The sequence below is a fragment of the Rhodospirillales bacterium genome (assembly GCA_016699855.1).
In the GTDB taxonomy this organism is placed as follows: domain Bacteria; phylum Pseudomonadota; class Alphaproteobacteria; order Reyranellales; family Reyranellaceae.
In genome coordinates, this window is record CP064988.1 from 2,293,388 (window position 1) to 2,318,165 (window position 24,778).

A 24,778-nucleotide genomic window follows, 5' to 3' on the forward strand; every position below is an offset into this window, starting at 1 on the left:
ATCTCCCTCAAGGCAGGCGGTTGGCGACGACCATGAACCACGGCCGCTCGATCGTGCGCAACACGCGGCCCTCGTCGTCGATCGGCACGAGCGAGCGCGACACCGTGTCCTGCACGTTGCCGCCCACCGCCGACAGCGTGCGCTTCCGCCGGTCGACCGCGACGACGATGTCGCAATGCCCGAGATCGACCGTCTCGACGGCGGCGTCCCACGCCTGCCGCGCGCGCGGGCCGGCCGGCAGGAACACCGCCCGCAGGACGGCGTCGCTCTCGCGCCGCCGGCTGGCGCAGATCAGATCGCCCGGCTCGGGCGCGCGTTGTTCGACGGGGTGCGCCTCGAACAGCGGCCGGCCGACCCGCGCCGGCGCCGCCTCGTGGGCGCGGCCGCGGCGGAGGATGTCGCGCAGATAGGCGGAATGCAGCGCGTCGCCGCGGAAGTCGCGCGACGCCACGCCGGCCTCGCGCAACGCCGCCGAGACGAACACCGCCGACCAGGCGTTGTCGCAGACCGGCGGCGCCGACGGGTCGCGGCGTTCCGGCGGCGTCAGCTCGGAATGCGCGACGCCGCCCGGCAGCGGCGCCCAGTAGACGGCGCGGATGCGCCCGCAATGCCGCCGCTCCGGCGTCTCGGCGGTCCAGCGCGGCGGATCGGGCGGCCCGACGCGGCGCAGATCGACGACATGGCCGCGTCGGCCGTCGCCGAAGCGCTTCCACTCCGCGTCGAGCCACGCCAGCAGCGCCGCGCGCGCGCCCGGCTGGTAGCGGTCGCGCGCGTCGCCGCCATCCTCCCGCGGCGGCGCCACCGCCGCGCACGCGGCGAGCGTCGCGCCGACGAACGCCGCGCCGCACGCGCGCCGCGCAAGCGCGCGCACATCCCTCAAAGGCATCGCGCCCTCCGATGATCGCGGCCGAACCTAGCATGGCGCCGCGCGTTGCGGCGGTGCGGCGGCCGTCGCATCATGCCGCGCGCCGCCCGGATCCACCCGGCGCGCGGGGGGAGGACGGGTCGGGATGCGGTTGTCGCGCGCGGGGCTTCTGGCGTTCGTGTCGCAGGCCCTGCCGATCGCCGGCCTCGGCCTGCCGATCGTGGTCTACCTGCCGCCGTTCTACGCCGACGAGATGGGGCTGGGACTCGCGGCCGTCGGCTCGGTGTTCATGGTCACCCGCCTGTTCGACGTCGCCATCGATCCGGTGTTCGGCTTCGCCGCCGACCGCCTCGGCACGCGCGTGGGCCGCCGCAAACCGTGGATCGCCGCGTCGCTGCCGATCCTCGCGGTCAGCGTCTGGATGATCTTCGCGCCCGCGGGCGCGGTCGGCGCCGGCTATCTGCTGTTCTGGCTCGTCGTCATGTACGTCGGCTGGACCTTCGCCACGATCTCGATCATGGCGTGGAGCGCCGAGCTGGCGACCGACTACGACGCGCGCACGCGCGTGCAGGGCGCCTACCAGGCGGCGCTGATGGTGGGATTGATCGCGGTGCTGGTGATTCCGGCGGCCTACGAGATGCTCGGCCACGCGGCGTTGCGCGACAAGATGCGCGGCGTCGGCTGGTTCATCGTCATCTTGCTGCCGCTGACCTTCTGCGCGGCGCTGCGCTGGGTGCCCGAGCCGCGGGTGGTCGAGCGCGGCCATGTCGGCTGGCGCGACATGGCGCGGGCGCTGGTCGAGAGCCGCCCGTTGCGACGCCTGCTGGTCGCCGACCTGCTGGTGGGACTGTCCAGCGGCGTGTCGGGCTCGCTGATCGTGTTCGTGGCGCGCGACGCCTTCGCGCTCGGCGACCGGTCGGGCGTTCTGATGCTGGCGTATTTCGCCGTCGGCTGCGCGGCGATCCCGCTGTGGATCTGGATCAGCCGCCGGGCCGAGAAGCACGTGGCGCTGATCTGGGCGCAGTTGTACTCGGTCGTCCTGCTGCCGGTGTTTTTCCTCGCGCGGCCGGGCGACTTCGTCGTCGCGCTGGCGGTCATCGCGTCGTTCGGCGTGCCCTACGCCTCGCACCGCTTCCTGATGAAGGCGATGATGGCCGACATCACCGACGCCGACCAGCTGCGCACCGGCCGGATGCAGGCCGGCGTCTATTTCGGCCTTCTGGCGATGACCGAGAAGATCGGTCTGGCGCTGGCGGTCGGCGTCGCCTATCCGCTGCTGGCGTGGGTCGGCTACAAGACCGGCACCGCCAACGACAAGGCGGCGCTCGACGGCCTGCTGCTGCTGTTCGTGGCGCTGCCGGCCGTCCTGCACGTGCTGGCGGCGCTGTCGCTGTGGCGGTTCCCGCTGGGCCGCGACCAGCAGCGCGCGTTGCGCGAACGCCTCGATTCCGGCGCGGCCGCGGACTGACGCGGCGCGCGGCGCTCACATCTCCCACGGCGGCGGATCGAAGCGCCGCGACAGGAACTCGACGAACACCGACACCTTCGGCGACAGCAGCCGGCGGTGCGGATAGACCGCGTGGATCGGCACCGCGTCGTGCGGCGTGAACGGCGCCAGCACCTGCTTGAGGCGGCCGTCGCCGATCGCCCGCGCCACGGTGAAATGGGTGAGGCGCACCAGCCCGACGCCGGCCACGGCGAGCTCGTAGAGCATGTCGCCGTCGTCGGCCCGCACCTTGCCGTGGACCGCGTACTCGCGCGTCACGCCGTCGACGACGAAAGGCCACCGGTTGAGATGCGGCCGGTCGCGGAAACCGAGGCAGTCGTGGCGCACCAGCTCGTCGGGATGCGCCGGCTCGCCGCGCTTGGCGAGGTACGCCGGCGCCGCCGCGACCACGCGCCGGTCCTCGCCGATCTTGCGCGCCACGAAGCTGGAGTCCGCGAGGCGTCCGACCCGCAGCGCGACGTCGAAGCCCTCCTGCACGAGGTCGACCATGCGGTCGGTGAAGGACAGGTCGAGCTCGATGCCGGGATGGGTCTCGAGGAATTCCGGCACCAGCGGCAGCACCTGGTGCATGCCGAACGCCAGCGACGTCGTCACCTTGAGCAGGCCGCGCGCGGCCTGGCCCCGCCGGCCGATCGCCGCCTCGGCCGATTCGATGTCGCCGAGGATGCGCGCGGCGTCGCGGTAGAACGCCTCGCCCTCCTCCGTCAGCGCCAGCTTGCGGGTGGTGCGGTTGAACAGCCGCACGCCGAGCCGTTCCTCCAGCCGCGTCACCAGTTTGCTGACGGCAGACGGCGTCAGGCCGAGCTGCGGCGCGGCGGCGGAGAAGCCATTGGCTTCGACCACCTTCACGAAAGCTGAGAGATCGCCGGTCCGGTCCATGTCATTCGTGAACCAAATTCATGATGGAGTGTATTTTAATCCACCTTATGTGAATGACAATCACTAATTAGATTGCTGCCATGAAGCGGCGTCGCGTCGCTGTCAGCGAGGATCATCCGCCATGAACGCCGCCACCGACATCTCCCGCCTGTACAACGATGCGCGCCGCCACCGCGCGCAGGCCATGTCCGGCCTGTTCGCCCGGCTCTACCGCGCCGTCGCGCCAGATCGCTCCGAGATCCGCCGCTAGAGGCGCTGGCGCGGCCCCGCGGGCCGCGCCAGTCTGGATCGCGATGTCCGACGACGCCGTCTGGCGCCAGTACGCGCGCTACAACACGCTGGCCAACGTCCGCCTCTACGAGGCGGCGGCGGGCCTCGACGATGCCGCGCGCAAGCGCGACCTCGGCGCCTTCTTCGGCAGCCTGCACGGCACGTTGAACCACCTGCTTCTGGGCGACCGCATCTGGCTGGCGCGGTTCGAGGGCGGCGCCCATCCGTCGACCGGCCTCGACGCCGTCCTGCACGAGGATTTCGACGCGCTGCGCTGCGAACGCGTGGCGCTGGACGCGCGCATCGAGACTTTCTTCGACGCGCCGCCGCCGGGATTCCACGACCGGCCGTTCCGCTACGTCAACAACGAGGGCCGCGTCTTCGTCGATCCGCCATCGCTGATCGTGCCGCACTTCTTCAACCACCAGACCCACCACCGCGGCCAGGCGCACACCTTGCTGTCGATGCTCGGTCTCGGCCGCGACGCGCCGGTCCTCGACCTGCACCGCGTCATCAAGCCGGATCCCTGAGGTCCGATCCCCCAGGGCGGCGTCAGGGCGCCGGTTCGCGGCGCGGCCACGACAGCCCGTCGGGATCGAGCACGCCGCGCCGCACCAGCGAGGCCCACGCCTCCTCCGGCGTGTCGACGATCTCGAACAGCGCCAGGTCGCCGCCCGCGACCATGCCGGTGTCGACCAGCCATTTGAAATCCACGGCGCGACGCCAGAACTCGGCGCCGACCAGCACGACCGGCGCGCGCGGCCCTTTGCCGGTCTGCTGCAGCGTCAGGATCTCGAACAGCTCGTCGAAGGTCCCGAACCCGCCGGGGAACACCGCCAGCGCGCGGGCGCGCATGGCGAGGTGCATCTTGCGCATCGCGAAGTAGTGGAACTGGAAGGTCAGCGCCGGCGTCGAGTAGGCGTTCGGCTCCTGTTCCATCGGCAGGACGATGTTGAACCCAATCGACGGCGCGCCGGCCTCGCTGGCGCGCGGTTGGCAACCTCCATCACGCCCGGACCGCCGCCGGTCGCGACGACGTTGAAATGCTCGCCGTCGCGCGGCGCCAGCGCGCCGCCCTCGCGCGACACGATCCCGGCGAAGGCCCGCGCCGCCTCGTAGTGCGCGCCCGCCGCCTCCAGCCGCGTCACGGCGGCGCGCTCGTCGTCCGTGCGCGCCGCGTGGCGCGCCGCCGCCACCGCCTCGGGAGACGGCATGCGGGCGCTGCCGAACACGATCACCGTCGAGCGGATGCGCCAGTCGCGCAGCGCCAGCTCGGCCTTCTCGTACTCCAGCGCGAAGCGCACCCCGCGCAACTCGTCGCGGCGCAGGAACGCGCCGTCGTCGACCGGCAGGATGAAGCTCCGGGATGCCTTCTGCGCCTCGTTGTCCACCATGGTTTCCGCATTCCGTCTGAGGGGAGTCGATGGCGGCCATTGTACGCGGAAACGCCGCGCACCACCTGACTCCCGGGGCACGAGTCCGGCTATACTCCGCTCCGGACCGGAGGCTCGCATGCAACTCGACGACACACCCGAAAGCGAACACGTCGACGACCAGCGCGATGGCGGTGGCGGCGGTGGATTCGGCGGCGGCGGGCCGTTCGGCGGCGGCGGCGGCATGGGCGGCGGCGGCTTCGGCGGCGGCGGCGGTCTGCCGATCCCCGGCGGCGGCATCGGCGGTATCGGCATGATCGTGTTGGTGGTCGGCGCTTTGTTCTTCGGCGTCAATCCGCTGGCGCTGCTGGGCGGCGGCGGTGGCTTCGGCGGCGGCGGCGCGCCGACCCCGTCCTACCGCGAGCAGCCCGCGCCGCCGCAGATGCGCCAGCAGGGCCAGCCCCAGGGCCAGGCCCGCCCGCAGGGGCGCAACGACGAGATGACGGTGTTCGTGCGCCGCGTGCTCGGCAGCACCGAGGAGACGTGGAACGAGTATTTCCCCGCCCGCATGAACCGCCGCTACGAGCCGCCGACGCTGGTGCTGTTCAGCGGCTCGGTGCGCTCGGCCTGCGGCATGGCCGACGCGGCCGTGGGGCCGTTCTACTGCCCCGGCGACAAGCGCGTGTACATCGACCTGTCGTTCTACGACGAGCTGCGCACGCGCTTCCGCGCGCCCGGCGATTTCGCGCAGGCCTACGTCATCGCGCACGAGATCGGCCACCACATCCAGAACATGATGGGCATCCTCGACAAGGCGCAGGCGGCCAAGGCGCGCATGAGCAAGGCGCAGGCCAACGCGCTGCAGGTGCGGGTCGAGCTGCAGGCCGACTGCATCGCCGGCGTCTGGGCGTTCCACGCCAACCGCAAGCGCAAGATCCTGGAGCCCGGCGACGTCGAGGAGGGCATGGGCGCGGCCGCCGCGATCGGCGACGACCGCCTGCAGCGCCAGGCCCGCGGCTACGTGCAGCCCGAGAGCTTCACCCACGGAAGCTCGGCGCAGCGCCAGCGCTGGCTGATGCGCGGCCTGCAGAGCGGCGACCTGGGCCAGTGCGACACGTTCAGCGCCAAGGAACTGTAGCGCGCGGCGTCCCGTCGTTGATGAGCAAGGGCCCGGCCGACGCCGGGCCCTTCTTGATTCAAGACGCGGTGATCAGACGTAGCTGATCGCCACCGAACCGCATTTCTCGACGGAGCCGATCAGCGTGTCGCCGGCCACCACCGCCGCGACGCCCTCCGGCGTGCCCGTGTAGATCAGGTCGCCGGCGCCGAGGATGACGAGGCCGGAGAGGTAGGAGATCGTCTCGGCGACGTTCCAGATCAGCTCGTTGAGGTTGGCCTTCTGGCGCGTCTTGCCGTTGACGTCGAGCTGGATGGCGCCGGCGTCGGGGTGGCCGATCTCGCTGGCGCGGTGGATCCGGCCGATCGGCGCGCCCTGGTCGAAGCCCTTGCCCATGTCCCACGGCCGGCCCTTGTCGCGGGCCGCGTTCTGCAGATCGCGGCGTGTCATGTCGAGGCCGGCGGCGTAGCCCCAGGCATGCTCCAGCGCCTTGTCGACCGGCACGTTGACGCCGCCTTTGCCGATGGCGACGACCAGCTCCATCTCGTGGTGCAGGTTCTTGGTCGCCAGCGGATACGGCAGCTTGACGGGATTGGCCGGATCGGGCGCCACGACGATGGCGTCGGTCGGCTTGGCGAAGAAGAACGGCGGCTCGCGGTCGGGATCGCCACCCATTTCGCGCGCGTGGGCGGCGTAGTTGCGGCCGACGCAGTAGATGCGGCGGACCGGGAACAGGTCGGACGTGCCGACGACGGGCACGCCGACAGTGGGCGGCGGCGGGATCACATAGGCCATGCGGGGCTCCGGATGCAAAAGGCGCGCGCAGGCTTAGCGCGGACGGCGGGTGCGGAGCAAGGTCGCGCCGCCGCCGGTCACTTCGTCAGGTCGAGGCGGCGCTGGAGCGGCAGGCCGCCGAGCGTGCCCTCGATCCCGCGCAGCGCGCGCTGCCACTCGGCACGGGCCTCGGCGACGCGCCCCAGACCGTGGAGCACATCGCCCAGGGTCCTGCGGAGGTCCATGTTGTCCGCGCCGCCGAACCGCGCCAGCCCGGCCCGCAGCATCGCCTCGGCCTTGGCGCCGTCGCCGAGGCGGAAGTGGATCCACGCCAGCGCGGGCACCCAGAGATAGGCGTCGCGCCTCTTGCCCGCCTCCTCGACCGCGGCCCGCGCGACCTCCAGGGCGCCGCGCCCCGTCTCGGGATGCTCCGCCAGGGCCGCGGCGAGGTTGCGCAGATCGGCGGCGTCGAAGATCTTCAGCTCGATCATCCGCTGCAGCACGGCCACGGCGGCGGCCTCGTCCCGCGGGCCCCCGCGTCCCGCCGCCGCCATGGCGCCGGCCGGCCCCGCGGCGTGCTCGTAGCCGGCTTCGAACGCCCGGAAGTACCACTGCCGCGCCGCGGCGACATCGGTCAGCGCGCCGTCGCTGCCGTCGCCGCTCAGGTAGTGGTCGGCCAGCTCGTGCATCGCCACCGCGATCCCCTGTTCGGCGGCGCAGTGGTAGAGCAGACGCGCGCGGGCGCTGTCGGCCGACGCGCGCGCGCCGCCGGCGCCGGACATCCGCGCGAGCATCAGACACGCGACCGGCTCGCCGCGGGCGGCGGCCTGGCGGAACCACGGCAGCGGATCCTCGGTCGCGCGCGCGTCGCTGCGCCGGGCCTCCACCAGCGCCACACCCAGCCGCGACGCCGCTTCGACATCGCCGCGCTGCGCCGCGCGGCGCAGCAGTTTCATGCCGTCCTCGGGATTGAACTGGTACGGCGGGGCATACTCGTCGTTGGTCCGGATCGCGCCGACGACGTAGAGCGCGTCGACATCCTCGCCCGCGACCTTCGCGCGCGCGGCGCGGTAGGCCTGGCGCATGAGATCAACGACCTCGCCGTCGGCGATCCTCGTTCCGTCGAGGAACACCGCGAGCTCGAACTTGCCGCGTGGATAATCGTCGGTCGCGGCGCGCCGGAACCATCTCGCGGCCTCCTCGACGTCGCGCGGCACGCCCAGGCCGCGCTGATGGGCGCGCGCCAGGTCGAGCGCGGCGGCCGGCAGCCCCGCCTCGGCGGCCCGGCGCAGCAGCGCGACCGCCATCGGCAGATCGCGCGTCATGCCATCACCCTGCATCAGGGCCCGGCCGAACTTGTGGGCGCCGGCGGCGTCGCCGCGGGCGGCGGCGTAGCATGTTTCCAGCATCGGCCCGGCGCGCGACACGCGCATGACGCAGTCGAACACATCGAAGCCGGGCGGCGTCCGGGCGGCGGCCGCACCCGCCGCCAACGCGCCCAGCGCGAGCCCCACGACGCAGACGGTTGCAAGGACGCGCATGGAAACCTCCCGGCCGGACGTCGAGCGGCGACGACGATTGCCGGCCGGCGCGGAAAACGCAATACGGGGCCGCGGCGGCCCCGCGCGGCGTCAGCGCAGCCGCTTGTAGACGTCGCGCGCGAAGCGCCACAGCGCGGTGTCGCGCAGGCCGCCGGACACGGAGCCGCCGCCCGCGAAGTCCGCCAGCATGGCGTCCTCCCCCAACGACTCGGCCCAAGGCCGCAGCGTCTCGACGGCACCGCCGCGCTCGCCCGGCGACAGCATGCGCGAACACTCCGCCAGCCGCGACCGCAGCCGCGCGCGCTGCGCGGCGGCGATGCGCGCGGCGTCGGCGCCGGGCACGCGCGCGGCCACCTCGGGGATCACGCGCAGGGCGATGGCGACGTCGTCCTCCAGCACCTGCGGCAGGCGCCTCAGGCCGATCTCCGGCCGGTACTCGACGCGGTAGTCGGCCAGGAAGGCGGGGCGGTGCACGAACGGTCCCAGCGCCGCCAAGCGAAGCCACAGCGCCCAGTCGCCATAGAGATGCAGGCTCTCGTCGAAGCCGCCGACATGCGCCCAGGCCGCCTTGCGGAAGGCGTGCGCGGCGGGGTGCACTTTCGCGGCCGAGATCTGGACGTGCAGGTTCTCGGGCGGCGCGGCGTAGGGTTTGACCGACAGCACGCGTTCCTCGCGGATGACGCGGCCCTCGCCGTCGATGTGGCGGAAATCGCCGCTGACCAGCACCGCCTCGGAATGGTGCGCGATCGCCGTCGCGATCTCGGTCGAGAAGCCCGGCAGCGCCCGGTCGTCGGAGCCCATGAGCGACACCCATGTGCCGCGCGCCTGTGAGACCGCGAAATTGTAATTGCCCATCATGCCCATGCGGCGCGGCGGGTCGACGACGCGCACGCGTCCGGCGTAGCGCGCGATCAGCTCGCGCGACCCGTCGTCGCTGCCGTCGTCGCAGACGACGATCTCGGAGATGCGCGCCTTCTGCGCCAGCAGCGACTCGATGGTCTCGCCGACGTAGCGGACGTGGTTGTAGGACGGCACCACGAAGGAATGCAGGATCGGCGATTCGTCCCGCGCCGGATCGATCGAGAAATCGCCGGGCCGCCAGTCCGGTCGCGGTGGAGGCGGCGTCATGGCCGGGGCCGCACGACCGAGCGGACGCGCCGGTAGGCCTCGCGCAGCGCGCCGCGGGCGCGGCTGCCGCGCCAGCCGGTCGGCACCGCGCCGCCGTCGGCGAAGCGCTCGAGCAGGCGGCGCTCGCCGACCTGGCCGGCCCAGTCGCGCAGGATCTCGACCGCGAAGGCGCGCTCGTCCGGTTCCAGCATGCCGGCGGTCTCGCGCAGCACGGCGCGGAAGCGCTGGCGGCCGCCGGCGCGCAGCCGCGCGGCGTCGATCCCGGACATCGTCGCGGCGATCTCGGGGATCAGCGTCATCTGCACGTCGACGTCGTCGCGCAGGCTCTGCGGCAGCCTTCCCTTGGCGATGCCCGGCCGGTACGCCACGCGGTACTGCGCGATGATCTGGCGCACGTGGGCGAAATCGCCGAGCGCCGACAGCTTCAACCACAGGCCCCAGTCGCCATAGAGCCGCAGCCGGGTCTCGAAGCCGCCTGCCTTCTCCCACGCGTCGCGCCGGAAGGCGTGCGCGGCGACCTGCACCATGTTGGCCGGCACCAGCCGGTACAACGTCTCAGGCGGGCTGACGACGCGCTTGGCGGTCACCGTCCCGGCCGACAGCAGCACGCGGCCGTCCGCGTCGATCTGGTCGACGTCGCCGCTGACCACGACGGCGCCGGGATGGGCAGCCACGCCGGCGGCGATCACGCGCGTGAACCGCGGCAGCGCCAGATCGTCGGCGCCCATGATCGACACCCACTCGGTGCGCGCGTGCGAGACGCCCCAGTTCCAGTTGAACGCCATGCCGCGGTGCTCGGGCGGCTGGACGATCCGGATGCGGTCGCCGAAGCGGCGCAGCACGTCCATCGAATGGTCGACGCTGAAATCCTCGGACACGACGATCTCGGATCCGGCCATGTCCTGGGCGAGCAACGACTCGACCGTCAGGCCGACGTAGTCGGCCTGGTTGTGCGACGGAACGACGAATGTGTGGCTGAAGCCCATTTGCCGGTTCCATATGTCAAGAAACGGCCGCGAAAACAATCGCGTGGGCGGCTCCGCCGCCATCGTTGCGCCGCGGCGGAGGCAGGGCCGCGGCGCGGCGCGTTGACAGCGCCCGCACCGCCCCGTCCAATCCGCCGGATGGAGGAACGCCATGAAGTTCGGCATATTCTACGAGCACCAGCTGCCCCGGCCGTGGGCCGAGAAGAGCGAGTACCAGCTGCTGCAGGACTCGCTGACCCAGATCGAGCTGGCCGACCGGCTGGGCTACGACTACGCGTGGGAGGTCGAGCACCACTTCCTCGAGGAATATTCGCACTCCTCCGCGCCGGAGGTGTTCCTCGGCGCCGCCAGCCCCCGGCGCGCAACGTCATTCCCAAGCCCTACCAGAAGCCGCATCCGCCGCTGTGGGTGGCGTGCTCCAACATCCAGACCATCGGCAAGGCCGGCGAATGGGGCATGGGCGCGCTGGGCTTCACCTTCGTCTCGCCCGAGGCGGCCCGGGCGTGGGTGCACAAGTACTACAACAACCTGACGCGCAACCAACGGAAGCTGACCGACTACGTCGCCAACCCCAACATCGCGATGGTCTCCGGCTTCATGTGCGCCGAGACCGACGCGGAGGCGCTGGAGAAGGCGGCCGGGTGGACGTTCTTCATCTTCGCGCTCAGCTACTACGGCCGCAAAGGCGTCGACGCGCCGGGCACGAGCGACCTCTGGAAGGAGTACCAGAACTGGAAGGGCGGACCCGAAGAGCAGAAGGCGCTCGAGGCGGGCCTGATCGGCTCGCCGGAGACCATCCGTCGCAAGCTGCGCCAGTTCCAGGCCAGCCATGTCGACCAGGTGATCCTGCTCAACCAGGCGGGCAAGACAAGCCACAAGGACATCTGCGAGTCGCTGGAGCTGTTCGCCAGGGAGGTGATGCCGGAGTTCCACGCCGCCGAGCCGGCGCACCAGGAGTGGAAGCGCGGCGTGCTCGACGGCACCACGCTCCTCGAGGATCTCGACACGCAGCGCTACGACATCTTCTCGCACCAGAACGAGCACATCGTCCGGCTGACGCCGGAGCAGCTCAAGGCTAAGATGGCGGAGAAGGAAGGCGCCGCCGGCAAGGTCGCCGCCGGCGACGACTGAAGGCCCTTCCAGAACGTGCAAGGAGACCAGACATGAAGCGCACAGCCGTAGCCGCCGCGATCGCCCTCGCCGCCTTCGCGCCGGCGGCCCACGCCTCGAGCTATTTCGTCCATTGCGCCAACAACAAGATCGAGGTCGAATCGCGCAACCTCGAGCAGATGAAGATCGCGCGCGGTTCCGACACCTGCCAGCTCGGTTCCTTCAGCTACCTCTCCGACGCCCAGAGCTTCGCGCAGAAGAACTTCGGCGGCGCCGGCGCGAAATGCTCGTGCCGTTGAGGCGCGCGGCGGTCGTCGCCGTCGTCGCCGCCGCGGCCTGGGCGGCGCCGGCGTCGTCGCAGTCGACGACGCACTACTACGTCTACTGCGCCAACAACAAGATCGAGGTCGACACGCGCGACGGCCCGCAGATGCGCTCCGCCCGCGGCAGCGGCATCTGCCAGATGGGCCAGTTCAACTACCGCATGGACGCCGAGAGCTTCGCCAAGAAGAATTTCGGCGGCGTCGGCGGCAAGTGCGCCTGCCGTTGAGCCGCCGCGGCGCCGGCTATTCCTGCCAGGGGAAGCGCGGCGCGAACAGATCCTGGCTGTAGCGCGACAGGCGGTACGTCTCGGTCGCGTTGACCAGCGCCGCGCGCACGCCCGGCTCGAGCGCCGAGTGCCCGGCGTCGGGCACCACGACGTAGGTCGCCTCCGGCCAGGCCCGCACCAGCTCGTCGGCGGTCACCGGCGGGCAGACGATGTCGTAGCGTCCCTGCACGATGGTGCAGGGAAGATGGCGGACGCGGTCCAGCTCCTTCCACGGCCAGCCGTCGGGCAGGAAGGTGCGGTTCACGAAGTAGTGGGCCTCGATCCGCGCCAGCGCCAGCGCGAAGCCGCCGCCGTCGGCGTCCAGCCCGCCCTTGTGGCCGGGATAGAGGGTGGAGCACGCCGCCTCGTAGCGGCTCCAAGCCCGCGCCGCCGGACGATGCCGGCCGGGGTCGGGATCGGTCAGCCGGCGGTAGTAGCCGCCCAGCACGTCGCCGCGCTCGGCCGGCGGCAGATGCTCGACGAATTCGCGCCACGCCTCGGGAAACACCGTCCGCATGCCCTGCAGGAACCAGTGCACCTCGCTCTCGCGCCCGAGGAACACGCCGCGCAGGATGAAGCCGAGGCAACGGTCGGGATAGCGCAGCCCGTAGGCGAGCCCCAGGGTGGAGCCCCACGATCCGCCGAAGATCAGCCATTGGCGGATGCCGAGATGCTGGCGCAGCTTCTCGATGTCCTCGACCAGGTGGCGCGTGGTGTTGTCGACGACGTCGGCCAGCGGCACCGAACGGCCGGCGCCGCGCTGGTCGAAGATCACGACGCGATAGAATGTCGGGTCGAAGAAACGACGATGCACCGGCGCCGAACCCGCGCCGGGCCCGCCATGCAGGAACACGACGGGGATGCCGTCCGGGTTGCCGCTTTGTTCCCAGTAGAGGGTATGCCGATCATCGACCGCGAGCATGCCGCTGGCATAGGGGACGAGGTCGGGGAACAGCTCCGACCGTAACGGATTCTCCGACCTCGGCATGCGCTCCGCGACTTTCCGCAACCCGGCGTCGCGCTGGCGCTTCCGCGCGCGATCCGTAATCTGGATTGTATGCATCGACGGGCGAGCGTCAAATCCGCCGCGTGGGCCGCGCTCGCGACGCTGCTGTGCGCGCCGTGCGCGGCGGCGCGCGCGTGCGAACCCGGGGACGGATTCGTCAGGATCGCGGTCGCCGCGACCATCGACGGCGACACGATGCGGGAGAGGACGGCCAGGAATGGCGGCTGGCCGGCGTCGTCGCGCCGAAGCGCGGCGACGGCGCGCGTCCACCGCCACGTGCGGAAGGGACGCCGCCCGGTCCGTCCGCCGACGACGACCGGGGCGGGCGCCGCGCCACCGCGTCGCCCGCCGACGCCGCCCGCGCCGCGCTCGACGCCCTGGTCACGGGACGCCGGGTCTGGCTGCGTGCGACCGGCGATTCCGTCGATCGGCACGGGCGGCGCTTCGCGATCGCGCGGACCGAGGATTGCGCGCCGCTCGACGAGGCGCTGCTGGGCGCCGGGCACTTGCGGGTCTACCCCGTCGCCGCCGCCGCCGCCGAGATCCCGCGCCTGCTGCGGGCCGAGGCGGCGGCGCGCGCCGACGCGCGCGGGCTCTGGGGCGATCCACGCTACGCCCTGCGCCGGCCGGGGGAGCTGGCGCGCCAGCTCGACAGTTTCGTCGTGGTCGAAGGCCGCGTGAGCGGCGTCGACGGCGGGCGCGGACGCGCGCGGCTGGCGTTCGGCGACGATTTCAACGTGACGATCGAGGCGCGCGTCCGCAGAATGTTGACGGCGCGCGGAATCGATCCGGCGGCGCTGGCTGGCCGCGCCGTGCGGGTCCGCGGCTGGCTGCGGGCGCGCGACGGCGTGGCGGCGATCGACTTGACCACCGCCGATCAGTTGGAGATCGCCGAGCGATGACCGTCACGTCCGCCATCCGACGCTGGATTCCGTGCCTGCGCGCGATGGCCCTCGCATTCGTGTTCGCGGCCGCCGCCTGCACGCCCGGCGGGAACGCCGGCGGCCCGGCGGTCTCGGGCGCCGACGTCTCGACCGCCGCGTCGCGCCCGCCCGAGCTCCGCGACGTGGCCCTGCGCGGCTATGGCGGCCTCTACGTGGAAGGTCCGGCCCCGGCCTATCTCGAGGCGGTCGGCCGCCGGATCGCGGCCGCGAACGACCTCGGCGAGTGGCGCTTCACGATGGTCGATTCGCCGGCGCCCAACGCCTTCACCATCGGCACGCGCGAGGTGTTCGTGGCGCGCGGCCTGCTGGCGGTTCTCCAGGACGAGGCCGAGCTGGCGTCGGTCGTCGGCCACGAGATGGCCCATGTCGTGGCCGGCCACCGCGCCCAGCGCGCCGCCCAGCGCGCGCAGGCGCTGTCGTCGGTCGTGCAGGTGGCGCGCAACACGCGCGACCCGCAGCTCGCCAGCGCCATGGCGATGATGGAGCTGACGCGGCTGCAGGCCTATTCGCGCGAGCACGAGTTCGAGGCCGACCGCATCGCCATCCGCCTGATCGCCAAGGCCGGCTACGACCCCGACGCCGCCGCGTCGGCGCTGCGGCGGATCCTCGCCTACGAGGGCTTCGCCGCGCGCGAGGCCGGGCGGACGGCGGCCGACCCGGGCCGCGGCGCCCAGCTCGACTCGCACCCCCGCACGGTCGACCGCGTCGAGGCGGCGCGGCGCGAGATCGGCGGCGCCGCCGGCGGCAGGCGCGAGGCCGAGGCCTATCTCGCGGCGACCGACGGGCTGCTGTTCGGCGATTCGCCGCGCGAGGGGTTCGCGCGCGGCCGGCGGTTCGTGCATCCGCAGCTCGGCTTCGCGTTCGACGCGCCGGCCGGCTACCGCCTGCTCAACGGCCCGCGCGCGGTGCTGGCGGTCGGTCCGACCGGCTCCGGCATGGTGTTCACCTGCGTCGCGCGCGCGCCGGAAGGCGCGACGACGGACGCGATGCGACGCCTCTATCCGAACATCAACCTGGTCGACGCGCGCGAGCTGCGCGTCAACGGCATGGAGGCGGCCACCGCCGTCGCCGGGCGCGCCGCCGGCGCCGGGGATAGCGAGATGCGCGTCGTGGCGATCCGCTACGACGGCTCGATCTGCACCTTCCGGATGGTGTGGACCGGCTCCGGCGGGGCGGAGCTCTTGCAGGCGGCCCAGACCTTCCGGCGCCTGTCGGCGAGCGACGCCGCGATGGCGCGGCCGTTGCGCCTGCGCGTCGTCGACGTGGCGCCGGGAGAGTCGACGCGCTCGCTCGCGGCGCGGACGCCGTTCGACGACGGCGTGCGCCGCGAACGCTTCGAACTGATCAACGGCCTCGACGGCGGCGAGAACGTCGCCGCCGGCCGCCGCGTGCGCGTCGTCGTCGCGGAATGACCGCCGGCGCGCCGACGCCGCTGGTCGCGACGGTCGACGGGCCGGGCGCGACCACGGGGACGCTCGCGTTCGGCGGTTTCCGCTGGCGCTGCGCGTTCGGACGCGGCGGCGTGCGGGTCGACAAGCGCGAGGGCGATGGCGCCACGCCGGCCGGGCTGTGGCCGCTACGGCGCGTCTGGTACCGCGCCGACCGGGTGGCGACGCCGGAGACGTCGTTGCCGGTCCGCGCCATCGCCGAGGCGGATGGCTGGTGCGACGATCCCGCCTCGCCCGACTACAACCGCCCTGTCATCCTGCCGCACCCCGCCCGGCACGAGCGCCTCTGGCGTGACGACGGCCTCTACGACGTGCTGGTAGAGATCGGCCACAACGACGATCCGCCGCGCGCCGGCCTCGGCAGCGCGATCTTCATGCACGTCGCCCGCCCCGGATACGCCCCGACCGAGGGTTGCGTCGCGCTGCGGATCGAGGATCTCCGGGTGGCGTTGCGGAGCTGCGACGCCGGAATCGCGCTGCGGATCGAGACGCCGTGACCACCACGCCGACGCGGCCCGTTGTCCCGGCGTGGCCCCGTCCGGGCGGTGTCGCCCTCGATCCGGCGGCATGCGACCACGCCGCGGCCTGACGCCCGGCTGTCCCCGCCGGTTCCCCGCGACGCCGCGCCGCTTGGCAGACCGGCGGACCTCCCGCTAGAAAACCGGGAACGAGCAAGTCCGGCCGGCGGCGAACGCCCGGCCGCGAGGGAAGGAAGCCAGCGCCATGTCCGATCAGTTGCTGCCCGTGCCGCCGGAGTTCGCCGCCAACGCCATCGTCGACGAGGCGAAGTACCGCGAGATGTACGCCGCGTCGGTGGCGAACCCGGTCCGGTTCTGGGGCGAACACGGCAAGCGGATCGACTGGATCAAGCCATACACGCAGGTGAAGGACGTCGACTACACCGGCGACGTGCGCATCCGCTGGTACCACGACGGCGTCCTGAACGTGTCGGCCAACTGCGTCGACCGCCACCTGCCCAAGCGCGCCAACCAGGTGGCGATCATCTGGGAGGGCGACGATCCGTCCGAGCACAAGCTGATCACCTACAAGGAGATGCACGGGCACGTCTGCCGGCTGGCGAACGTCATGAAGGCGCGTGGCGTCAAGAAGGGCGACCGCGTCACCATCTACATGCCGATGATCCCGGAGGCGGCCTACGCGATGCTCGCCTGCGCCCGCGTCGGCGCGATCCATTCCGTGGTGTTCGGCGGCTTCTCGCCGGACTCGCTGGTCAACCGCATACAGGACTGCGACTCGAACTTCGTCATCACCGCCGACGAGGGCCTGCGCGGCGGCAAAAAGGTGCCCCTGAAGGCCAACGTCGACGCCGCGCTCGCCACCTGCCCCGGCGTCAAGACGGTGGTCGTCGTGAAGCGCACCGGCGGCGCCGTCACGATGAGCCCGGGTCGCGACGTCTGGTACCATGAGGAGTGCGCCAAGGTCTCGGCGGACTGCCCGCCGGAGCCGATGAACGCCGAGGATCCGCTGTTCATCCTCTACACCTCCGGCTCGACCGGCAAGCCCAAGGGCGTCGTGCACACCACCGGCGGCTATCTGGTCTACGCCTCGATGACGCACCAGTACGTCTTCGACTACCACGACGGCGACATCTACTGGTGCACGGCCGACGTCGGCTGGGTCACCGGCCACAGCTACATCGTCTACGGCCCGCTCGCCAACGGCGCCACGACGCTGATGTTCGAGGGCGTGCCGAACTATCCCGACTCCAGCCGCTTCTGGCAGGTCGTCGACAAGCACAAGGTCAACATCTTCTACACCGCGCCCACCGCGATCCGCGCGCTGATGCGCGAGGGCGAGGCGCCGGTGAAGAAGACCTCGCGCAAGTCGCTCCGCCTGCTCGGCTCGGTCGGCGAGCCGATCAATCCCGAGGCGTGGCTGTGGTACCACCGCGTCGTCGGCGACGGCCGCTGCCCGATCGTCGACACGTGGTGGCAGACCGAGACCGGCGGCATCCTGATCACGCCGCTGCCCGGCGCGACGCCGCTCAAGCCCGGCTCGGCGACGCTGCCATTCTTCGGCATCAAGCCGGCCGTGGTCGACGCCAACGGCGTCGCGCTGGACGGCGCCTGCGAGGGCAACCTGATCCTGACCGACAGCTGGCCGGGCCAGATGCGCACGGTCTACGGCGACCACAAGCGCTTCGTGGAGACGTATTTCTCGGCCTACAAAGGCAGCTACTTCACCGGTGACGGCTGCCGCCGCGACGAGGACGGCTACTACTGGATCACCGGCCGCGTCGACGACGTCATCAACGTCTCGGGCCACCGCATGGGCACGGCCGAGGTCGAGAGCGCGCTGGTGGCGCACCCAAGGTCGCCGAGGCCGCCGTCGTCGGCTACCCGCACGACATCAAGGGCCAGGGCATCTACGCCTACGTCACGCTGAAGCTCGGCGTCGAGCCGACCGAGGCCCTGCGCAAGGAGCTGGTGGCGCACGTGCGCAAGGAGATCGGCCCGATCGCCTCGCCCGACCTGATCCAATGGGCGCCCGGGCTGCCCAAGACGCGCTCCGGCAAGATCATGCGCCGCATCCTGCGCAAGATCGCCGAGGACGAGTTCGGCAGCCTCGGCGACACCTCGACCCTGGCCGATCCCGCCGTTGTCGACGACCTGATCAACAACCGAATGAACCGTCGGTAGCGCGCGGGACGCGCCGGTGACGGACGGCGCCGGCGTGGCGGACGGCGCGCCGCGCTGGCGGCGGATCGCCGACGCCGATCTGCCCGCGATCGACGCGATCTCGGACCTACTTCACCCCGGCCTTCCGGAAACCCGCGGGGGGCCGCCGAGAAGCGGCGGGCCCCCCGCCGGCCCGCCCCCCCTCCCTCCTGGGCGGCGCCGTCGTCGGCTATGGCATCGCCCATCCGTGGACGCTGCGCGACGTGCCGAAGCTCGACCATGTCCTCGGCGCCCTTCCGCCCACGCCGGACTGCGTGTTCATCCACGACGTCGCGATCCTGCCCGCCGCGCGCGGCCACCGCGCCTCGGCCGCGTTCGTCGAACGGATGCGCGACATCGCGCGCGGCCTCGACATCCGCGCGTTGGCGCTGGTGTCGGTCTACGATACGCGCCCGGTGTGGAGCCGGTACGGCTTTCGGGCGGTCGACGACGCGGCTCTGGCGCCGGCGCTCGCGCCCTATGGAGCCGACGCGCGCTACATGGTCGCCGATATCCGCTGACGGAACGGATGCCTCAAAGCCGTAGCGCGAGGCGGATGAGCGCCGCGATCAGCGCCAGCGTCGCGACGCCGGCGACCCACAATCCGGCGAACCACGCGAGGCGGCGCGCCGTCGATGGCCGCGGAGCGGCGGGGGCCTCGTCGCGCATCGTCAGTGGTATCCGCCGTGCGCGTTCACCTTGCCGCGGAACACCCAGTAGGAATACGCGGTGTAGGCGAGGATCATCGGCACCAGCACCACCGTGCCGACCAGCAGGAACCACAGGCTGCTCTCCGGCGCCGCCGCCTGATGGATGGTGACGGCGTGCGGCACGATGTAGGGGTGGAAGCCGATCCCCAGCCCGACGAAGCACAGCACGAACAGGCTCTGCGCGGCGAGGAACGGCATCAGCTCGCGGCGCGCCTTGAGCCCCGCCAGCAGCGCGAAGCCGGCGGCCGCGACCAGCAACGGCACCGGCGCGGTGTAGAGGATCTGCGGCCACGCCAGCCAACGCGCCGTGTAGACGGGGTTCAGAAACGGCGTCCACAGGCTGACGACCGCGATCAGCGCCAGCGTCGCGGCGCCGCACAGCGTCGCCTGCCGGTAGGCCGCGCGCTGCACCGCGCCCTCCGCCTTCAGCACCAGCCAGGTGGCGCCGAGCAGCGCGTAGCCGACCACCAGCGCAGCGCCGGTCAGCAGGCTGAATCCCGTCGCCCAGTCCCACCATCCGCCGGCGTAGGCGCGACCGGCGACGGGGATTCCCTGCACCAGCGCGCCAAGCGCGACGCCCTGCGCGAACGCCGCTGGCGATCGAGCCGCCGGCGAAGGCCCAATCCCACAGGAACTGCCCGCGCCGCGTCTTCCAGCGGAACTCGAACGCCACGCCGCGGAAGATCAGCCCGAGCAGCATCACGGTGATCGGCGCGTAGAGCGCCGGCATGACCACGGCGAAGGCCAGCGGAAAGACGGCGAACAAGCCGCCGCCGCCCAGCACCAGCCAGGTCTCGTTGCCGTCCCACACCGGCGCGACGGAGTTCATCATCTCGTCGCGTTCGGCCTCGGAGCGCGCGAACGGAAACAGGATGCCGACCCCGAGGTCGAAGCCGTCGAGCACGACGTAGGCCAGCACCGCGAAAGCGATCAGGCCGGCCCACACCGTCGGAAGATCGAACGCCATCGTTCCCTCCCTCACCGCGCCGACGACGCCAGTTCCTGCGCCGGCGCCGGCGTGATCCCCGCCGCCTTGACCGGTTCGTCCGGCGGCAGGTCCGGCTCGCCGTGCCGCGGCGGCGCACCCATCAGGCGCAGGATGTAGAACGTGCCGGCGCCGAACAGCAGGAAGTACACGACGACGAACGCGACCAGCGAGGCGCCGACCGCGGCGGCGTCGACGGCCGACGCCGATTGCGCCGTCGTGAGCAAGCAGTAGACCGTGTAGGGCTGGCGTCCGACCTCGGTCGTGACCCAGCCCGCCAGCACGGCGGCGAAGCCGGACGGGCCCATCAGCACCGCGGCGCGATGGGTCCACGGCGCGTCGTACAGGCGGCCACGCCAGCGCAGCAGCACGCTCCACATGCCGATGGTGACCATGGCTACGCCGATCCCGACCATGATCCGGAAGCTCCAGAACACGATCGCCACCGGCGGCCGCTGATCGACCGGCCATTCCTTCAGACCGCGGACCGTGCCGTCGAGGCTGTGCGTCAGGATTAGGCTGCCGAGCCACGGGATCTCGACGGCGTAGTCGACGCGCTCCGTGCGCGCGTTCGGCAGGCCGAACAGGATCAGCGGCGCGCCGACGCGGGGCTCGAAATGACCCTCCATCGCCGCGACCTTGGCCGGCTGGTGCTCGAGCGTGTTCAAGCCGTGGAAATCGCCGGCGACGACCTGGATCGGCGCCACCACGGCCGCCATCCACATCGCCATCGAGAACATGACGCGCGCGCCGGGGTTGGCGCGGTCGCGCAGCAGGTGCCACGCGGCGACGCCACCGACCACGAACGCGGTCGTCAGGTACGCCGCCAGCACCATGTGGACGAGCCGGTACGGGAAGGATGGATTGAAGATCACCGCCCACCAGTCCACCGGCACGAACTGCCCGGCCTCGTTGATCGCGTAGCCCGCCGGCGTCTGCATCCAGCTGTTGACCGACAGGATCCAGAACGCCGACATGAAGGTGCCGAGTGCCACCATCGCGGTGGCGAGGAAATGCAGGCGCGGACCGACGCGTTCGCGGCCGAACAGCATGACGCCGAGGAAGCCGGCCTCGAGGAAGAACGCCGACAGCACCTCGTAGCCCATCAGCGGACCCAGCACCGGGCCGACCTTGTCGGCCCAGACGCTCCAGTTGGTGCCGATCTGGTAGCTCATGACGATGCCCGACACGACGCCCATGCCGAAGGCGACGGCGAATATCTTCTTCCAGTAGTTGAACAGGTCGAGGAACACCGGCCGGCCGGTCCACAGCGCCAGCCCGTTCAGGGTCGCGAGATAGCTGGCCAGCCCGATCGTGAAGGCCGGGAAGATGATGTGCGCGCTGATGGTGAAGGCGAACTGGATGCGCGCCAGGGTCACCGCATCGAAAGCGTCCACCGCCGATCTCCCGCGAATGCGACGCATCCGAGATTGGCCCGATTCCGCCGGCGCGCAAGCGGTTCGGTCGAAGATGCCGCGGGTCGCGGCGCCCCGCCTATCGCGACGAGAGGCGGGCGGCCAGCGCCCGGCCTAGCGGCCCGGCGCGCGACACGGATACGCCACCGAGGCCGAGCCACGCCGCCATGAGGTCCAGCTCGTCACGCAGCGGTCCCGCGACCTCGCCGGCCGCGACGCCGTCCTCGAGATGCGCCGCCCGCACGAGCAGCCGGGACGCCGCGCGGTCGGCCTTGAGATCGACGCGCGCCACCAGCCGGTCGCCGAGCAGGAACGGCAGCACGTAATAGCCGTACTGCCGCTTCGGCGCCGGCGTGTAGATCTCGATCCGATAGCGGAAGCCGAAGATCCGCTCCGTCCGGTCGCGCTCCCAGATCAGGGGGTCGAACGGCACCAGCAAGGCGCGCGCGTCGACCCGGCGCGGCCGGCGCGCCGCCGGATGGAGGTAGGCGGGATGGCTCCACCCCTCCACACACGCCGGCAGCAGCTCGCCCGCCTCGACCAGTTCGCGCAGCCGGGCGCGCGTGTCCGCGACCCCGAGACGGAAATAGTCGCGCAGGTCGGTCTCCGTCGCGACCCCGAGCGCGGCCGCCGACAGGCGCAGCAGCTGGCGCTGCGCGTCCTCGACCGACGGCGTCGGCATCGCCAGCACCGACGGCGGCAGCGCCCGCTCGGTGAGATCGTAGACGCGCTCGAAGGCGCCGCGCCGCGTCGCCGTCGTGATCTCGCCGGCGAAGAACAACCACTCCAGCGCCCGCTTGCCGTCGCTCCAGCCCCACCAGGCGCCACCACCGCGGCCGCCATCGGTCAGCTCGGACGCCGCCAGCGGGCCGCGGTCGGCGATCTGCGCGCGCACCGAGTCGATGAAGGCGCCGCGCTCGCGGCGGAACGCCGTGAGCTGCGCCTTGCCGTCGCTGCCGTCGGCCGCCGCCGCGCGCGCCATGCGCCAACGCATCAAAGGCTGCGTCGTGCCCGGCAACAGCGACGCCTCGTGGCCCCAGAACTCGAACAGCTTCCGCCGGTGCCCGTCATAGGCCATGCGGTCGAGCAGCGCCGGATCGTAGCGGCCCAGCCGCGAGAACAGCGGCAGGTAGTGGGCGCGGGTCAGCACGTTGACGGAGTCGATCTGCAGCAGGCCCAGCCGCTCGATCATCCGGCGCAGGTGGCCGGCACCGATCACGACGTCGGGTCGCGGCGCGGCAAATCCCTGCGCCGCCAAGGCGATTCGCCGCGCGGCGGCGGCCGACAGTCGTTCCGGCGCCCGCGATGTCATCACCGACACTGGCGTAGATGCAGTAATGATTTCTATTTTATCTTTATATTTCATATAACTAATATGCATTCTTAACTTGAATTAAGATGTTGTTCCACGTTACTCTTCCCGGGATGAAGACGCCGTCGATAGCCACCATCATCCGGGATCGCGCGGGGTGGCGAACGCCGCCTGCGCCGGCCGGGCACCGCGCCGTCGCTCCCGTGGCCGGCACCGGCTCGTCGGCGACGTTCCGGTTCGACCGCCTCGACGCCCTCCGCTTCCTCGCCGCGCTGTGGGTCGCGCTCGGCCATGGCGCCGCGCCGCAGGTTCCGGCGGCGTGGATCGGTGATTCGGTGGCGCTGCACATCGTCGTTGGACTCTACAAGAACCTGTTCAACGGCCAAGCGGCGGTCATCGTCTTCTTCCTGATCTCGGGCTTCTGCGTCCACTTTCCGCAGCGCGCCGGCGGCGCGTTCGACCCGGTCGCGCATCTGTTGCGCCGTTCGTTCCGGCTCGTGCCGCCGATGCTCGCGGCCATGTTCGCCGCCCGCGCGCTGGGCATCGCGCCGGCGGCGTTCGACGGGATCATCTGGACGCTGTACGCCGAGCTGGTCTTCTACGCGCTGTACCCCGTCCTGCTGGCCGTCGCGCGCCGCCATGGCTGGGGTCCCGTCGTCCTGGCGGCCTACGCGCTGGCCTTCGCGACCCTCGTCGCCGGCCAACCGACGCCGTTCTTCGACGGCATGGGCATGCCCGCCACATGGGCGCTCGGGCTGCCCTGCTGGCTGTTGGGCTGCCTCCTCGCCGACCGGCTCGATGCGCCGAACGCGGGCGTCGCCCCCGCGCGGTCGCGCGCGACGCTGTGGGCGCTGCGTCTCGCTGTCATCGGCGCCGCCGTCGTCTGCAGCGCGCTGCGGTTCAAGACCGCGATCGGCCATACGTGGACCCTGCCGGTGTACGCGCTTCTCGCCTACCTGTGGCTGTCGCGCGAACTCGTCGACGCGCGCGACGCGGGCGGCGACGGCGCCTTCTGGCGCCATTGCGCGCGCGCCGGCACATGGAGCTACTCGCTCTACCTCACGCATCTGTTGGTCCTGCTGCCCGGCCGCGCCCTCGACGCGCCGGCCGGCGTCGCGACCGTCGCGGCGATCCCGGCGATGCTCGTCGTCGCCTACGCGTTCCACCGGGCGGTCGAGCGGCCGTCCCACGAGGCGGCGCGGGCGCTTGCCGCGCTGTGGACCGGAAAACGCCGACCCGGCGCCGCGGCCGCGATCGGCGACTAGGCCCTCAGGTCGACCGCCGTCGCCACCGGCGACGCGGGGCTGTACCGCGCATCGGACGCCCCGACGATCGCCGACACCGGCCGTCCTGGCGCCATCCGGATGCCGCCGGCCGCCCCCGTGAAACCTTATTCAAGACCCGCGCCGGACCATATTGGACCCCACGTCTCATCCTGCGTGAGGCGTCAGGAGCCGTAGTGCCGCTGTTCACGTTCCAACCAGCAAGGAACGCCATGACCCGCAGATTGATCGCCGCCGCCGTCGTCACCGTGCTCGGATTGGGCGTCACCGCCCAGGCCATGGCACGCGACGGGCGTCCGCAAGGCCACCACGAGCAGCGCCGCGACCGCGACCACCAGCGCCACGGCGAGCGCGACCACCGCCACCACGGCGACCGCGACCACCAGCGCCATGGCGGCTGGGACCGCGGCCGGCACGAGGGCTGGCGCGACCGCAACCACGATGGCCGAGTCGACTGGCGCGACCAGCCCGGCCACAGCCGGCGCGACCAGCCCGGCGAGGCCCGGCGCGACCGCAACGGCGACGGCCGTGTCGACTGGCGGGACCGGCTCGGCGCGGCCCAGCGCGAGCAGCCCGCGTCGCGTCTTCAGGATTGGTGGCGCCGGTAGTCGCAGCCGCGTCCCGGCAGGGTTCGGGACGCGACAGAGGATCGTGGTGTAGCGTCCAACGGCCGCCGGGAGCGATCCCGGCGGCCGCGTCGCGTCCGGCGTCGGCGCGTGACGTCTTGTCCCCGAGCGGGCTTCTCTCGGAGATCATTATCTGGCAAATGTTTACCGCACATTTTTAATACCTTGGCCGGCATACGGAAGACCATGTGACCGCGGATGCCCGGCGTCCCCGCCTCCGCCACGTTTAGGC

General features: G+C 71.9%; 21 protein-coding genes and 4 pseudogenes. 13 read left to right on the forward strand and 12 right to left on the reverse strand.

Going from position 1 to position 24,778, the window contains the following annotated elements; genetic code table 11:
- Positions 1–7: 7 nt before the first annotated feature.
- The gene (locus tag IPK81_10745) at positions 8–886 is read right to left on the reverse strand and encodes a DUF2272 domain-containing protein (protein QQS14587.1); all 879 of its coding nucleotides are present in this window, start codon (positions 884–886) and stop codon (positions 8–10) included.
- Between the two features lie 124 nt (positions 887–1,010).
- Between IPK81_10745 and IPK81_10750 the strand changes: the two genes are divergently transcribed.
- Positions 1,011–2,333, forward strand: coding sequence for an MFS transporter (locus IPK81_10750; protein ID QQS14588.1), 1,323 nt, complete (start codon positions 1,011–1,013; stop codon positions 2,331–2,333).
- 15 nt (positions 2,334–2,348) lie between these two features.
- Here IPK81_10750 and IPK81_10755 read toward each other — a convergent pair whose 3' ends face one another.
- Positions 2,349–3,251: a LysR family transcriptional regulator gene (locus IPK81_10755; GenBank protein ID QQS14589.1), complete on the reverse strand. Its 903-nt coding sequence runs from the start codon at positions 3,249–3,251 to the stop codon at positions 2,349–2,351.
- A 293-nt stretch (positions 3,252–3,544) separates the two neighbouring features.
- On the opposite strand from IPK81_10755, the gene IPK81_10760 reads away from it, so the two are divergent.
- The gene (locus IPK81_10760; protein ID QQS14590.1) at positions 3,545–4,051 is read left to right on the forward strand and encodes a DinB family protein; all 507 of its coding nucleotides are present in this window, start codon (positions 3,545–3,547) and stop codon (positions 4,049–4,051) included.
- A gap of 22 nt (positions 4,052–4,073) precedes the next feature.
- Here the strand turns inward: IPK81_10760 and IPK81_10765 are convergent.
- Positions 4,074–4,915 (reverse strand): annotated as a pseudogene (locus tag IPK81_10765) (LOG family protein).
- A 118-nt stretch (positions 4,916–5,033) separates the two neighbouring features.
- Here IPK81_10765 and IPK81_10770 point away from each other — a divergent pair.
- Positions 5,034–6,032 (forward strand): neutral zinc metallopeptidase, encoded by a 999-nt coding sequence (locus IPK81_10770; protein ID QQS14591.1) that lies wholly within the window; start codon positions 5,034–5,036, stop codon positions 6,030–6,032.
- Positions 6,033–6,104: 72 nt separating this feature from the next.
- On the opposite strand, the gene IPK81_10775 is transcribed toward IPK81_10770, so the two are convergent.
- From IPK81_10775 to IPK81_10790, 4 genes are all read right to left on the reverse strand, one after another.
- The gene (locus tag IPK81_10775; protein QQS14592.1) at positions 6,105–6,806 is read right to left on the reverse strand and encodes a fumarylacetoacetate hydrolase family protein; all 702 of its coding nucleotides are present in this window, start codon (positions 6,804–6,806) and stop codon (positions 6,105–6,107) included.
- Positions 6,807–6,883: 77 nt separating this feature from the next.
- Positions 6,884–8,326, reverse strand: a complete 1,443-nt coding sequence (locus IPK81_10780; protein QQS14593.1) for a sel1 repeat family protein — start codon at positions 8,324–8,326, stop codon at positions 6,884–6,886.
- Positions 8,327–8,416: 90 nt separating this feature from the next.
- Complete coding sequence (locus tag IPK81_10785; GenBank protein QQS14594.1) at positions 8,417–9,454, reverse strand: glycosyltransferase; 1,038 nt, start codon at positions 9,452–9,454, stop codon at positions 8,417–8,419.
- Positions 9,451–10,440: a glycosyltransferase gene (locus IPK81_10790; GenBank protein QQS14595.1), complete on the reverse strand. Its 990-nt coding sequence runs from the start codon at positions 10,438–10,440 to the stop codon at positions 9,451–9,453. The genes IPK81_10785 and IPK81_10790 overlap by 4 nt, the downstream gene beginning before the upstream one ends.
- 151 nt (positions 10,441–10,591) lie before the next feature.
- Here IPK81_10790 and IPK81_10795 point away from each other — a divergent pair.
- The 3 genes and pseudogenes from IPK81_10795 to IPK81_10805 all read left to right on the forward strand — a co-directional run bounded on the left by IPK81_10795 (position 10,592) and on the right by IPK81_10805 (position 12,100).
- Positions 10,592–11,457 (forward strand): annotated as a pseudogene (locus tag IPK81_10795) (LLM class flavin-dependent oxidoreductase).
- A 146-nt stretch (positions 11,458–11,603) separates the two neighbouring features.
- The gene (locus IPK81_10800; GenBank protein QQS14596.1) at positions 11,604–11,849 is read left to right on the forward strand and encodes a hypothetical protein; all 246 of its coding nucleotides are present in this window, start codon (positions 11,604–11,606) and stop codon (positions 11,847–11,849) included.
- Positions 11,840–12,100: a hypothetical protein gene (locus IPK81_10805; protein QQS14597.1), complete on the forward strand. Its 261-nt coding sequence runs from the start codon at positions 11,840–11,842 to the stop codon at positions 12,098–12,100. The genes IPK81_10800 and IPK81_10805 overlap by 10 nt, the downstream gene beginning before the upstream one ends.
- Positions 12,101–12,116: 16 nt before the next feature.
- Here IPK81_10805 and pip read toward each other — a convergent pair whose 3' ends face one another.
- Positions 12,117–13,127, reverse strand: a complete 1,011-nt coding sequence (gene pip / locus IPK81_10810; GenBank protein ID QQS14598.1) for a prolyl aminopeptidase — start codon at positions 13,125–13,127, stop codon at positions 12,117–12,119.
- A 152-nt stretch (positions 13,128–13,279) separates the two neighbouring features.
- On the opposite strand from pip, the gene IPK81_10815 reads away from it, so the two are divergent.
- The 5 genes and pseudogenes from IPK81_10815 (at position 13,280) to IPK81_10835 (ending at position 18,736) form a co-directional block, all read left to right on the forward strand.
- A complete protein-coding gene (locus IPK81_10815; GenBank protein ID QQS14599.1) occupies positions 13,280–14,047 on the forward strand; it encodes a thermonuclease family protein in 768 nt (255 codons plus the stop codon).
- A complete protein-coding gene (locus IPK81_10820; protein ID QQS14600.1) occupies positions 14,044–15,501 on the forward strand; it encodes a M48 family metalloprotease in 1,458 nt (485 codons plus the stop codon). Before IPK81_10815 ends, IPK81_10820 begins: the two co-directional genes overlap by 4 nt.
- Complete coding sequence (locus IPK81_10825; GenBank protein ID QQS14601.1) at positions 15,498–16,034, forward strand: L,D-transpeptidase family protein; 537 nt, start codon at positions 15,498–15,500, stop codon at positions 16,032–16,034. The genes IPK81_10820 and IPK81_10825 overlap by 4 nt, the downstream gene beginning before the upstream one ends.
- Before the next feature lie 226 nt (positions 16,035–16,260).
- A pseudogene (acs, locus tag IPK81_10830) lies at positions 16,261–18,197 on the forward strand (acetate--CoA ligase).
- A gap of 77 nt (positions 18,198–18,274) precedes the next feature.
- On the forward strand, positions 18,275–18,736 hold the full coding sequence (locus IPK81_10835) for a GNAT family N-acetyltransferase (protein ID QQS15055.1): 462 nt from the start codon (positions 18,275–18,277) through the stop codon (positions 18,734–18,736).
- 13 nt (positions 18,737–18,749) lie between these two features.
- Here the strand turns inward: IPK81_10835 and IPK81_10840 are convergent, their stop codons facing one another.
- From IPK81_10840 to IPK81_10855, 4 genes and pseudogenes are all read right to left on the reverse strand, one after another.
- Positions 18,750–18,884: a DUF2474 family protein gene (locus IPK81_10840; protein ID QQS14602.1), complete on the reverse strand. Its 135-nt coding sequence runs from the start codon at positions 18,882–18,884 to the stop codon at positions 18,750–18,752.
- A gap of 2 nt (positions 18,885–18,886) precedes the next feature.
- Positions 18,887–19,892 (reverse strand): annotated as a pseudogene (gene cydB / locus IPK81_10845) (cytochrome d ubiquinol oxidase subunit II).
- Positions 19,893–19,903: 11 nt separating this feature from the next.
- Positions 19,904–21,307, reverse strand: a complete 1,404-nt coding sequence (locus IPK81_10850) for a cytochrome ubiquinol oxidase subunit I (protein ID QQS14603.1) — start codon at positions 21,305–21,307, stop codon at positions 19,904–19,906.
- A 97-nt stretch (positions 21,308–21,404) separates the two neighbouring features.
- Complete coding sequence (locus IPK81_10855; protein QQS14604.1) at positions 21,405–22,637, reverse strand: YcaQ family DNA glycosylase; 1,233 nt, start codon at positions 22,635–22,637, stop codon at positions 21,405–21,407.
- A gap of 203 nt (positions 22,638–22,840) precedes the next feature.
- Here IPK81_10855 and IPK81_10860 point away from each other — a divergent pair, with 203 nt between their 5' ends.
- Positions 22,841–23,902: an acyltransferase gene (locus IPK81_10860; GenBank protein QQS14605.1), complete on the forward strand. Its 1,062-nt coding sequence runs from the start codon at positions 22,841–22,843 to the stop codon at positions 23,900–23,902.
- 230 nt (positions 23,903–24,132) lie between these two features.
- Positions 24,133–24,528, forward strand: a complete 396-nt coding sequence (locus tag IPK81_10865) for a hypothetical protein (GenBank protein ID QQS14606.1) — start codon at positions 24,133–24,135, stop codon at positions 24,526–24,528.
- The last annotated feature ends 250 nt before the right edge of the window (positions 24,529–24,778 follow it).

Bases quoted from the DNA above. Each gene is read 5' to 3' on its own strand.
- IPK81_10790 (QQS14595.1), bottom strand. From the start codon at position 10,440: ATGGGCTTCAGCCACACATTCGTCGTTCCGTCGCACAACCAGGCCGAC.
- IPK81_10745 (QQS14587.1), bottom strand. From the start codon at position 886: ATGCCTTTGAGGGATGTGCGCGCGCTTGCGCGGCGCGCGTGCGGCGCG.
- IPK81_10825 (QQS14601.1), top strand. From the start codon at position 15,498: ATGACCGCCGGCGCGCCGACGCCGCTGGTCGCGACGGTCGACGGGCCG.
- IPK81_10770 (QQS14591.1), top strand. From the start codon at position 5,034: ATGCAACTCGACGACACACCCGAAAGCGAACACGTCGACGACCAGCGC.
- IPK81_10775 (QQS14592.1), bottom strand. From the start codon at position 6,806: ATGGCCTATGTGATCCCGCCGCCGCCCACTGTCGGCGTGCCCGTCGTC.
- IPK81_10750 (QQS14588.1), top strand. From the start codon at position 1,011: ATGCGGTTGTCGCGCGCGGGGCTTCTGGCGTTCGTGTCGCAGGCCCTG.
- IPK81_10755 (QQS14589.1), bottom strand. From the start codon at position 3,251: ATGGACCGGACCGGCGATCTCTCAGCTTTCGTGAAGGTGGTCGAAGCC.
- IPK81_10785 (QQS14594.1), bottom strand. From the start codon at position 9,454: ATGACGCCGCCTCCACCGCGACCGGACTGGCGGCCCGGCGATTTCTCG.
- IPK81_10780 (QQS14593.1), bottom strand. From the start codon at position 8,326: ATGCGCGTCCTTGCAACCGTCTGCGTCGTGGGGCTCGCGCTGGGCGCG.
- pip (QQS14598.1), bottom strand. From the start codon at position 13,127: ATGCCGAGGTCGGAGAATCCGTTACGGTCGGAGCTGTTCCCCGACCTC.
- IPK81_10855 (QQS14604.1), bottom strand. From the start codon at position 22,637: ATGACATCGCGGGCGCCGGAACGACTGTCGGCCGCCGCCGCGCGGCGA.
- IPK81_10865 (QQS14606.1), top strand. From the start codon at position 24,133: ATGACCCGCAGATTGATCGCCGCCGCCGTCGTCACCGTGCTCGGATTG.
- IPK81_10800 (QQS14596.1), top strand. From the start codon at position 11,604: ATGAAGCGCACAGCCGTAGCCGCCGCGATCGCCCTCGCCGCCTTCGCG.
- IPK81_10840 (QQS14602.1), bottom strand. From the start codon at position 18,884: ATGCGCGACGAGGCCCCCGCCGCTCCGCGGCCATCGACGGCGCGCCGC.
- IPK81_10820 (QQS14600.1), top strand. From the start codon at position 14,044: ATGACCGTCACGTCCGCCATCCGACGCTGGATTCCGTGCCTGCGCGCG.
- IPK81_10760 (QQS14590.1), top strand. From the start codon at position 3,545: ATGTCCGACGACGCCGTCTGGCGCCAGTACGCGCGCTACAACACGCTG.